Raw genomic sequence first — 10,383 nt, 5'->3', positions numbered from 1 at the left:
GATAAGAAGTACTGCGCTGTTTCCTATGCTGATCATCCCCCTGGTATTTCTGTTGATTGACTCTGAGAAGAAACTAAACTGGGTGTTGATATTGTTAATTGCTTTGTCGTTACTGGCAACTTTGAACGGTATGAAGCAACAGCATATAGGTGTTTCATCTGGTGAGCAAAAATTTTTAGATGAAGTTGGAGCAGTTACCCACTTATTATGGGGAAGATTAAGGGTCTTTTCTTTTTATGGTGATTCGGGACAGTTTGGTGTTTCCCAGGCTTCGTTTGTAATGATTGCTATTGTGCTTGCAATAGCTCCGTTCAAATCATGGAAAAGGGTACTTGCCCTGATTGCTGCCGGATTATCTTTTTACGGAATGCTGATTTCGGGAACCAGAGGTGCATTTTTTGCTTTGGCAGTAGGTGCATTATGTGTTTTCTTTCTGACCAAAAATTTGAAAGTAATCATTCTTGGGGTAGTTGTAGCTGTGTTGTTTTTTGGGTTTTTAAAGTTCACCACCATTGGTAATGGTAATTATGGTTTGTATAGATTGCGAAGCGCATTGAACTTTAAAGAAGCCTCATTAAATGTTAGGTTTAACAACCAAAAGGTTCTTAGTGAGCGTTTGCAGAACAAACCTTTTGGTGGAGGACTAGGCGTAATTGGTACCTGGGGTAAACTCTATAATAAGGATAAGTTTCTTTCAACAATTGAACCGGATAGCTACTGGGTTAAGGTTTGGGCCATGTATGGTGTTGTTGGGTTAACAATATGGTTTTCTATGATGATGTATATTCTGGGTAAATGTAGTGGGATAATCTGGAAGATCAGGAATGTGGGACTGAGGTATAAGTGTATTGCAATGCTTTCGGCTACAGCGGGTATTTTTTTATGCAGCTATGGTAATGAAGTGATTAATTCAATGCCATCGGCTATTGTAGCCGCTTTATCTTTTGCACTTATTTTTCAGAGTGTGAATTTTGATGAAAGGGAGTCCTTGCCATCAAATAATAATAGTGAACCAAGTAAGGATACTGAAGGAAGTAATGATAATGATCTTAAAATAATTTACAGCTAATGCCATTTGAAATCTTTGTTATTCCTGGTGTAATATGTTTTGCGATTGCCTTTTTTTTAGAAATTAAGAACAAGGGCTAATTTTCATGTCCTAATGCAATAGAATTTAATATTTATGTCGATAGTCAATAAAATAAAATCAAATCCAAGGCTAAAAAAGCTGTTGCATAAGATGTTGATACCTGAAAATGATCATAAGCCACGACTTTGGGTCAGGCTTTTTGTGAATCCTTTTATACATAAAAAGGGGGCAGGGAGCATTATCAGGCGTCGAAATAGAATGGATGTTTTTCCATTTAATGAATTCAGTTTAGGTGAGAAATCTATAATCGAGGATTTTGTAACCATCAATAATGGAGTAGGTAATGTGTTAATAGGGGATAATACGATTATTGGAATTGGCAGTGTGGTAATTGGTCCGGTTGAGATAGGGAATAATGTGATGTTGGCACAGAATATAGTTGTTTCGGGACTGAACCATGGTTATGAGGATATTGACCTTCCGCCAAGTAAGCAGAAGGAGATCAGGAAGAAAATTACGATTTGTGATGATGTTTGGATTGGGGCAAACAGTGTGATTACTGCTGGCGTAAAAATAGGGAAACACGTTGTTATTGGGGCAGGCAGTATAGTAACTAAGGATATTCCAGATTATTGTGTAGCAGTAGGTAACCCGGCAAGAATAATAAAAAAGTATTCTGAAGATACTAAATCTTGGATGTCTGTTTAGTTTTTCTAAACAGGAGCAAGTAATTAATTAAAGATGATCAATAGAAATGTAATTATTATTGGACAGCAACCCTGGGATACTGAAATTGGCAGTAATTGCAAAAATATTGCACTCGAACTTTCAAAAAATAATACTGTATTATATGTGAATTCCCCGCTTGATAGAATTACCCGTTATAAAGATCATGACAATTTAAAAGTTAAAAAACGTTTGCGGGTAATTGAGGGAAAAGAGAAAGGATTAATAAAAATTAAGGATAACCTTTGGAATCTGTATCCGGATTGCATGGTTGAATCAATAAACTGGATTGCAAATCCATCCATATTTAATTATTTGAACAAGAGAAACAATAAAAAGTTCTCTAATTCGATAAAAAGGGCTTTAGAGGAATTGGGTTTTAAAGATTTTCTGTTGTTTAATGACAATGAATTATTAAAAGGCTTTTATTTAAAAGATCTATTACATCCTTCACTAAGTATTTATTATTCCCGGGATTATATTCTGGCTGTTGACTACTGGAAAAAACATGGGAAAAGACTTGAACCTTTAATTATTGCTCAAAATGATTTGTGTTTGGCAAATTCTCTGTACCTGACTGACTATTGCAAAAGCTATAATGAGAATTCTTATTATGTTGGCCAGGGTTGTGATATTGAGATGTTCAAGAATGCGGATGTAAGTGATAAACCTAAGGAGTTCGCAAATATTAGTACCCCGGTTGTTGGTTATGTTGGCGCTTTAAATAGCATACGATTAGATATATCGCTATTATACCATATTGCAAATGAAAGGAAGGATTTGACTTTTGTTTTGGTAGGGCCAGAAGATGATGATTTTGCGTTTAGTAATTTACATGATCTGGAAAACGTGATTTTTACAGGAATAAAGAAACCGGAAGAGCTTCCCTTGTATATGAGCTTTTTTGATGTATGTATTAATCCTCAATTAGTGAATATGGTAACAATTGGTAATTATCCGAGAAAGGTGGATGAATATTTGGCAATGGGTAAGCCAATAGTTGCAACACAAACAAGAGCAATGGAAATTTTCTCTTCGTACGTATATTTAGCAGAGAATAAAGAAAGTTTTGCGCTGCTTATACAAAGAGCTATCGACGAAAATACTGAAGAGTTGCAGGTGGCGAGAAGAGCTTTTGCCTCAAGTCATAGTTGGGAAAATTGTGCCAATGAAATCTATAAAGCTATTTTTAAATCTTTAAAAACAAAAGAATCTTAATGGATATAATTTATACTCTCTTTATTGTTATTCAAGTTCTAATTGGGATACATTTATTTACCCCCTTAATTTTGTGTTTTTTTAAGTTTTTTAATAAGCAAAGCATAACTAATAAGTTAACCGGAACCGATTTTGATTATGCTGTTATTGTTACCGCATACCAGCAGACCACTTTAATTCCAATGGTGGTAGATTCTATTTTGAAGGCGAATTATACCAATTACATTATTTATGTTGTGGCAGATAACTGTGATGTTAGTCATTTGAATTTTACAGACAATAAGGTTGTTGTTTTGAAACCGGAAGAAGTATTGGCCAGTAATACCAAATCCCATTTTTATGCAATAGACAGGTTTCAAAGAGATCATGAAATAATAACCATAATTGATAGTGACAACTTAGTTCATCCCGAATATTTTATTGAATTGAACAAGTTCATTTCAGCGGGTTATACCTCAGTTCAAGGGGTAAGGGCAGCTAAAAATTTAAATACCCCATATGCGTGCCTTGATGAGGCAGGAGATATATTTTACAGGCTGATTGATCGAAAACTTTTATTTGAAGCTGGATCATCTGCAGCGCTTTCTGGATCTGGGATGGCTTTTACGACAACTGTTTAATATGAAATTTTAAATAGGGGTTACAAAATAGCATTTGCTGAGAAGGCGATTGTGTATGACGAAAAAACAAGTAAAACCGGTCAGTTGGTAAATCAGCGATCAAGATGGCTGAATACCTGGTTTAAGTATTTTTTTCTCGGCCTGAATCTATTTGGTAAATCTATTGTGAATTTTAATCTGAATCAGGGGTTGTTTAGCCTTATGCTGCTTAGACCGCCACTATTTATATTGCTCATTCTCTCAGCTACTTTTTTTGTGCTGGACTTGTTTTTTATCCCGCTATTCTCAATTTATTGGATACTTGGAGCAATCGTATTTATTGTTTCTGTGTTTTCGGCGCTGAAATATTTCAAGGCGGATAAAAGAATCTATAGTTCTTTAAAAAACGTGCACAAATTTATGTATTATCAGGTTTTAGCACTTTTGAAAGTTCGAAAAGCCAATAAAATTTCGGTAGCTACAGAACACTATTATAAAGAAGAGATAAAGAAATAGACTATAAAGTAAAGAATCGATAGATGAAAAAGAAGTTGCGTATTGGAATAGAAGTTCAACGTATTTTCAGAGCGAAAAAACACGGGATGGAGGTTGTTGCATTAGAACTGATAAATGAAATCCAGAAGTTAGATAAGTACAATGAATATATTCTATATGCAAGAAACGATGTAGATAATACCTGCGTTAAAGAGCAGGACAAYTTTAAAATCAGGACGCTTTCTTCAAGTTCGTACCCAACATGGGAGCAATTTGCTTTACCAAATGCTGTAAAGAAAGACAACCTGGATTTTCTTCATTCAACATGCAATACTTCTGCGCTTAGCCTTTCGGTTCCATTAATGCTTACTTTACACGATATTATTTATCTTGAGAAAACGGACTTTAAGGGGACTTCATACCAAAATTTTGGTAATCTGTACAGAAGGTTTATAGTACCTAAAATTGTTGATAAGAGTAAGTTGATCATCACCGTTTCGAATTTTGAGAAGGAGGTGATTCTGAACAAACTGAAATTGCCGGAGGATAAGGTTAAAGTGATCTATAATGCTGTGAATCCTAAATTTAATGCGGCCTATTCTAAAGAAAAGCTCCTTGCTTTTAGAAATGCTAATCGGTTACCAGAAGAATTTATCCTCTTTTTAGGGAATACTGCCCCTAAAAAAAACACTTTAAATGTAATTAAGGCATATACTGAATACCGTTCTGCTATAAGCGAGGGCTTACCTCTGGTTATTTTAGATTACGATAAGAAATTAGTTGAAGATACCCTGAAGGAATTGGGTAAAGAACAATTTATTGAGCACTTTATTTTTCCGGGATACATTCCGTCTGACGAGATGCCTCTGCTTTATAATTGCTCCAGCCTATTTTTATATCCGTCTTTGCGTGAAAGTTTTGGACTGCCTATTTTAGAAGCTATGGCTTGCGGGGTACCGGTTATTACTTCAAATACTTCGTCTATGCCAGAGGTGGCTTCGAATGCAGCATTGTTCGTAAACCCTTTTGATCATAATGAGATAAAAGACGCAATGATTCGTTTTTTTGCCGATAGTGCTTTACGGTCGGAAATGAGGGAATTGGGATTGAAAAGAGCTGCGAGCTTTACATGGAAATCTGCAGCGGAGCAATTGCTCTCTATTTATAATTCATTTATCCTTTAGCTTGTAATAAAAGAATGCTATGAATCGGAGACAGGTCATATATAGGATATTAGGAATTTCAGCAATTGCTGTAAGTGGAGCCGGTTTTTGGAAGTATTGGAATATTTATAAGAAACCGGATCTTTTATATCTAACGAGTAAAAAATCGCTTATAGCAGAAATAGCTGAGACTATTATACCAGCTACGGATACCCCAGGGGCTAAAATGGCAAAGGTTGAAGATTTTATTATTAAGATGGTAAGAGATTGTACAGCAACAAAATCCCAAAATAACTTTATAAAAGGACTAGCTGATTTAGAAACGTATACCGAAGAGAATTACAATAAGACGTATGTAGCATGTAATGTGAAAGAACGGGAAGCTGTACTAACTCATTTTGAGAATTTAGAAGAATCACATTACCTGATTCGTAAACTAAAACAGAAAATATTGGGAGACAATTTCTTTCATATGTTTAAGTCTTACATGACTATTTACCCTCAACTTTTGAGGCATGTATTACAATTGGGGATAAACAAAAATCTTGGGCAACAAAATAATTTATAAATGGTAAACACTTTTGAAAAGTCTGTTTCTTATGATGCCATAGTAATCGGATCAGGAATTACCGGTGGGTGGGCAGCTAAGGAATTGTGTGAGAAGGGTCTTAAAACACTCATGCTGGAACGAGGAAGAGATGTACGTCATATTAAAGATTATCCAACTGCCAATTTGAATCCATGGGATTTTGAATATAGATTAAATAATACAAATAAGGAGTCAACAGAGAATCCGATACGAAGCGGAACATCTGACGAAAGTGACCGGATGTTTTATGTGAGTGATAAGGAGCATCCTTATATTCAGCATAAACCATTTAATTGGATAAGAGGTTATCAGGTTGGCGGTAAATCTCTAATCTGGGGAAGACAATGTTATCGGTTAAGTGATCTTGACTTTGAAGCAAATATTAAAGATGGTGTTTCTATCGATTGGCCAATAAGATATAAAGATGTTTCTGGGTGGTATGACTATGTGGAAAGGTTTATTGGTGTTAGTGGTAGGCATGAAAACCTTCCGTATTTACCTGATGGTTGCTATCAGCCTCCGATGGAGCTTAATTGTATAGAAAAACATCTTGCTGCATCTATAAAAAAGAATGAGGAGCATAGGTTGCTAACTATTGCCCGTGTTGCAAATTTAACAAGGGGACTGACTGATAGAGGACCTTGCCAGAATAGAAATTTATGCACCAGGGGATGCCCATATGGCGGATATTTTAGCAGTAATAGTGCTACAATACCAGCAGCAGCTGCAACAGGAAATTTGACAATCAGGCCTTTTTCAGTTGTTAAGGAAATTATTTATGATGAAAAACTTCAAAAGGCCACAGGGGTAAGGATAATAGATTTGAACACACTTGAGGAGTTTGAATTTAATGCGAGGATTATTTTTGTTAATGCTTCGACAATTAATACCACTTCGATTCTATTAAATTCTAAATCATCGAGATTTCCAAATGGAATTGGTAATGATAGTGAGCAATTGGGGCATAACTTGATGGATCATCACTCTTCTTCAGGTGCCTCGGGAACACATGAGGGCTTTAAAGATGAATATTACAAGGGGAGGAGACCCTGTGGTTTTCTTATCCCAAGATTTAGGAATATAGGAAAGGGAGAAAAAGTGGACTTTTTAAGAGGATACAATTTTCAGGGAAGAGGCGAAAGAGAGGGGTGGCAGGAGAAAAAAAACAATTTAAAGGGTTTTGGAGCCACATTTAAAGATCAATTAACTAAGCCAGGCTCATGGTCTGTATGGATGGGGGGATGGGGTGAATGCCTTCCGTATTTTGACAACAAAATAGCGCTTTCGGAGAATAAGAAAGATAAATGGGGATTGCCATTGATTGAGATAGATTTCTCATTTAGAGAAAATGAGCATCTGATGATGAAAGACATTCAGAATACAGGAGCGATTATGCTTGAAAAGGCTGGATTTAAAGATGTTAATACTTTCTCTTATAACACACCAGGTGGGGCAACAGTGCATGAAATGGGAACTGCCAGAATGGGTAATGATCCTAAAACATCTGTATTAAATAAACATAACCAAATACATGCTGTAAGAAATGTGTTTGTTACAGATGGAAGTTGTATGACTTCATCTGCATGCCAAAATCCTTCATTGACTTATATGGCGTTAACTGCCCGTGCATGTGATTATGCTGTTAGTGAAATGAAAAAGGGGAATATTTAAATTTTAGCTTACTAAAGTAGATCAATACAATGAAATCGAAGATTGCCTTCTTATTAAGTTTAGCTAAAAGTAAACATATCTTATCTCTGACCAGCAACGGCATAAACGCTGTAATTGGGGTTGTTACCCTGTCTATTCTTTTTAGACATTTAACAAGGGAAGATATGGGTAATTGGGGTTTCTTTTTAACGATTTTGTTATTAGTGGATACCTTTAGGTCTGGCTTTTTATCTACCGCTTTTGTAAAGTTCTTTTCGGGATCAACTGAGGACAGGAAAAAGGAAATAATAGGTTCAACGTGGTTTATCGCGATTATGATAACGCTGTTTTTTGCGATACTGAATGTTCCTGCTTATTTTGCTTCGGGTTATATCGCGGATCCTAGCTTTAAGCTTTTTCTCCAATTCTTTAGTATTAATTACATCTTATCACTACCATTTTTTGTTTCAAATTGCATTTTGCAGGGAAAACAAAGATATGACCGCTTATTATTTTTAAACTTTGCCAATCAAGGTTGCTTCTTGTTGTTGATTCTTCTGAATTTAAAAGGAATTACTATACATACGGTTTTGTATTGCTATTTGTCTGCAAATTTTGTGTCGAGCTCAATAGCTTTGTTTTTTAGATGGACCGATATAAGCATGTTGAAATATAAAACCAGATCCGCTATATCCGAAATCTATAATTTTGGGAAATACAGCGTGGGAACAAACCTGAGTGCAAATCTGTTAGGTTCTGTTGACTCGTTTATCATCAAATTTTTTCTTGGTCCATCGGTTCTGGCGGTATATAATGCAGGAACTAAATTGGTGCAGATTATTGAGATTCCTTTAAGAAGCTTTGTTTATACAGCTATGCCAACCTTATCAGCTTGCTTTAATTCAAATGAAAAGGCGAAGGTTATTCTTGTGATGAAAAAGTACATTGGAATGATAACGGTAGCACTGATGTCGGTTAGTGTGTTGGTCATCATTTTTGCAGATGTAGCCATATTGATATTTAGTGGGCCTAAGTATGTTGCAACCGAGGCACCAAATATATTGAGGATATTTATGGTTATCGCATTTCTTTATCCGGCTGAACGCTTTTTTGCTGTTACATTAGATGTAATTCATATGCCTAAGGTTAATTTACTGAAGATTATACTTATGCTGTTTGTAACAGTTTTAACCGATTGGCTTGCAATAGTGATTACAGGAAATGTTTATGTAGTTGCTGCAGCTTCTGTTTTTTCTACACTTACAGGACTTATAGTAGGTTATTTTGCCTTAAATTATTATTATCAAAAATTTACTTTCTTTGATATGTTTATAAACGGGTATAGAGAGATAGTTTTATTGTTAAAAAGATATTACTCAAAGTTTTTTGGTAAGAAATATCAACTTAAATAAGAAAATCTTTTATTCTACTGCCCCAATTGAAGGATTGCTTGTTGATCTGGCTTTACCGTAATAGTCTACGCTTATTAGTTTGATTAAAGAAGGATCGAAATTTTGCAGCGAAATTGCTCCTCCTGAACTTTTGGTTGCTGAATTGGAAGCTAAACTGAATTTTACGTTATCTGTTATTCCGGCATCCGCATAGGTTTTGAAATATTTGTTGGAATAAGAGGAAGGTTTTGTGTTACCCAGCTGGTTCCAAATTGGGTTTGTGTTATATTGGCCAACCAAAGGGAATTGATATCCGAGGTTATTAAAAACTTCGCATTTTCCACCTTCCTGTGTATACAAGTCTAAAATCTGAGCAGGGAAGGTACCTGATTTTGGCAGTAAATTTCCACATGTATTATTAAAGACTTTCGCATTTACATATGTTGTTTTTCCTGGCATAATGTTTCTTTTGAACGTTTGGAGTTCAAAGGCACTATACTCTCTTGAATTGGCAACAATATTATTAAAAATTAAAACCTCTTTAGGACTATCTCCTAAGCTAAAGCACCACGCTCTTATTGCATTTCCCTGGTGATCTTTTACGTAATTATTATAAAATTTACCATTACCAATCAGATAGAAAATTCCGTTATGATTGCTGCTCTCCTGATTGATGTCTTTTATAACATTATGGTGAATATTATAGGAATCTACGCTCTCTAATACCACCGCACTTCCTACTTTTGTGGAGTTTTTAAATGTAACATAAGCAATTTCAATATCCTTTATCAGCCCCTTTATGATATTGTCTTGAGCAGATCCTCTAAACCTGATTAAGGTACCTGTGTTGTCGCAATCAATGTTCAGGAATTTTAAATTTTTGCTATAAGAATTTTCTGACCCATTGTAGATGTTTTGCGGGGTATATTGAATACAACCATAGGTCACAAGATTTTGAAATGATACATTTTGTATTGTGAAGTTGTTGATGTTATCTGTTAATTGGAATGGGGCTCCATCTACAGTTCTGTCTTTAAAGAGAAATCCTCTTGAAATTCCGGGGGTTCCATTTCCACTTATAGTAACGTTGTTTAAATTGGAGAGTTTTATTTGTTTGTTTCCAATTAGTTGAACAAGTCCGTCGTTTTGAACTATTACAGGTTTATTAGTACCATTGATATTACTTATTTGTATACCATTATATGAACCACCTTTTATTTTTATTATAGTATTTGATGTTATTCCCAGTGTTTTTCCATCGATAGATAGATTACCTGAGCCGGTTCCTAAATTTAAGACAGTTGCATTTTCGGGGGCAGCAACCGTATCCTTTGGTGGAGGGACAGGTTTTTCGGTTTCGGGGAGTGGAACTTCCTCTACAGGAATTGTACTTTTTTTACAGGCTAATAAAATGATAATTGTAAATAAGAATAGGTAACTCCTTGTTTTCACTGTCATAATT

Annotated in this window: 10 protein-coding genes; 9 read left to right on the top strand and 1 reads right to left on the bottom strand. The window is 35.3% G+C overall.

Features of this window, described 5'->3' with window-relative positions:
* The 9 genes from AC1DDX_RS24145 to AC1DDX_RS24105 all read left to right on the top strand — a co-directional run.
* Positions 1-1,069, top strand: a 1,069-nt coding sequence (locus AC1DDX_RS24145) for an O-antigen ligase family protein (RefSeq protein ID WP_477622728.1), incomplete at its 5' end; no start/stop codon positions are given.
* 171 nt (positions 1,070-1,240) lie between these two features.
* On the top strand, positions 1,241-1,798 hold the full coding sequence (locus AC1DDX_RS24140) for an acyltransferase (protein ID WP_477612277.1): 558 nt from the start codon (positions 1,241-1,243) through the stop codon (positions 1,796-1,798).
* Between the two features lie 33 nt (positions 1,799-1,831).
* Positions 1,832-3,034 (top strand): glycosyltransferase, encoded by a 1,203-nt coding sequence (locus AC1DDX_RS24135; protein ID WP_172663220.1) that lies wholly within the window; start codon positions 1,832-1,834, stop codon positions 3,032-3,034.
* Positions 3,035-3,105: 71 nt separating this feature from the next.
* A complete protein-coding gene (locus AC1DDX_RS24130; RefSeq protein WP_477622727.1) occupies positions 3,106-3,654 on the top strand; it encodes a glycosyltransferase in 549 nt (182 codons plus the stop codon).
* 51 nt (positions 3,655-3,705) lie between these two features.
* A complete protein-coding gene (locus AC1DDX_RS24125) occupies positions 3,706-4,149 on the top strand; it encodes a hypothetical protein (RefSeq protein ID WP_477622726.1) in 444 nt (147 codons plus the stop codon).
* A 23-nt stretch (positions 4,150-4,172) separates the two neighbouring features.
* Entirely contained in the window at positions 4,173-5,312 is a 1,140-nt protein-coding gene (locus AC1DDX_RS24120) for a glycosyltransferase family 4 protein (RefSeq protein WP_288883296.1), read from the top strand.
* Positions 5,313-5,331: 19 nt separating this feature from the next.
* Complete coding sequence (locus tag AC1DDX_RS24115) at positions 5,332-5,859, top strand: gluconate 2-dehydrogenase subunit 3 family protein (protein ID WP_477622725.1); 528 nt, start codon at positions 5,332-5,334, stop codon at positions 5,857-5,859.
* Entirely contained in the window at positions 5,860-7,551 is a 1,692-nt protein-coding gene (locus AC1DDX_RS24110; protein WP_288883300.1) for a GMC oxidoreductase, read from the top strand.
* A gap of 29 nt (positions 7,552-7,580) precedes the next feature.
* The gene (locus tag AC1DDX_RS24105; RefSeq protein WP_172663215.1) at positions 7,581-8,942 is read left to right on the top strand and encodes a lipopolysaccharide biosynthesis protein; all 1,362 of its coding nucleotides are present in this window, start codon (positions 7,581-7,583) and stop codon (positions 8,940-8,942) included.
* A gap of 9 nt (positions 8,943-8,951) precedes the next feature.
* On the opposite strand, the gene AC1DDX_RS24100 is transcribed toward AC1DDX_RS24105, so the two are convergent.
* Positions 8,952-10,383: hypothetical protein (locus tag AC1DDX_RS24100; RefSeq protein ID WP_477622724.1), on the bottom strand; the 1,432-nt coding region annotated here is incomplete at its 5' end.

It is taken from the genome of Pedobacter sp. 10L46_2 (assembly GCF_056395165.1).
This window is presented reverse-complemented; position numbering and strand designations above follow the sequence as displayed.

Coding starts and splice junctions, on each gene's coding strand:
- AC1DDX_RS24135 (WP_172663220.1), top strand. CDS start 1,832: ATGATCAATAGAAATGTAATTATTATTGGACAGCAACCCTGGGATACT.
- AC1DDX_RS24110 (WP_288883300.1), top strand. CDS start 5,860: ATGGTAAACACTTTTGAAAAGTCTGTTTCTTATGATGCCATAGTAATC.
- AC1DDX_RS24105 (WP_172663215.1), top strand. CDS start 7,581: ATGAAATCGAAGATTGCCTTCTTATTAAGTTTAGCTAAAAGTAAACAT.
- AC1DDX_RS24140 (WP_477612277.1), top strand. CDS start 1,241: ATGTTGATACCTGAAAATGATCATAAGCCACGACTTTGGGTCAGGCTT.
- AC1DDX_RS24115 (WP_477622725.1), top strand. CDS start 5,332: ATGAATCGGAGACAGGTCATATATAGGATATTAGGAATTTCAGCAATT.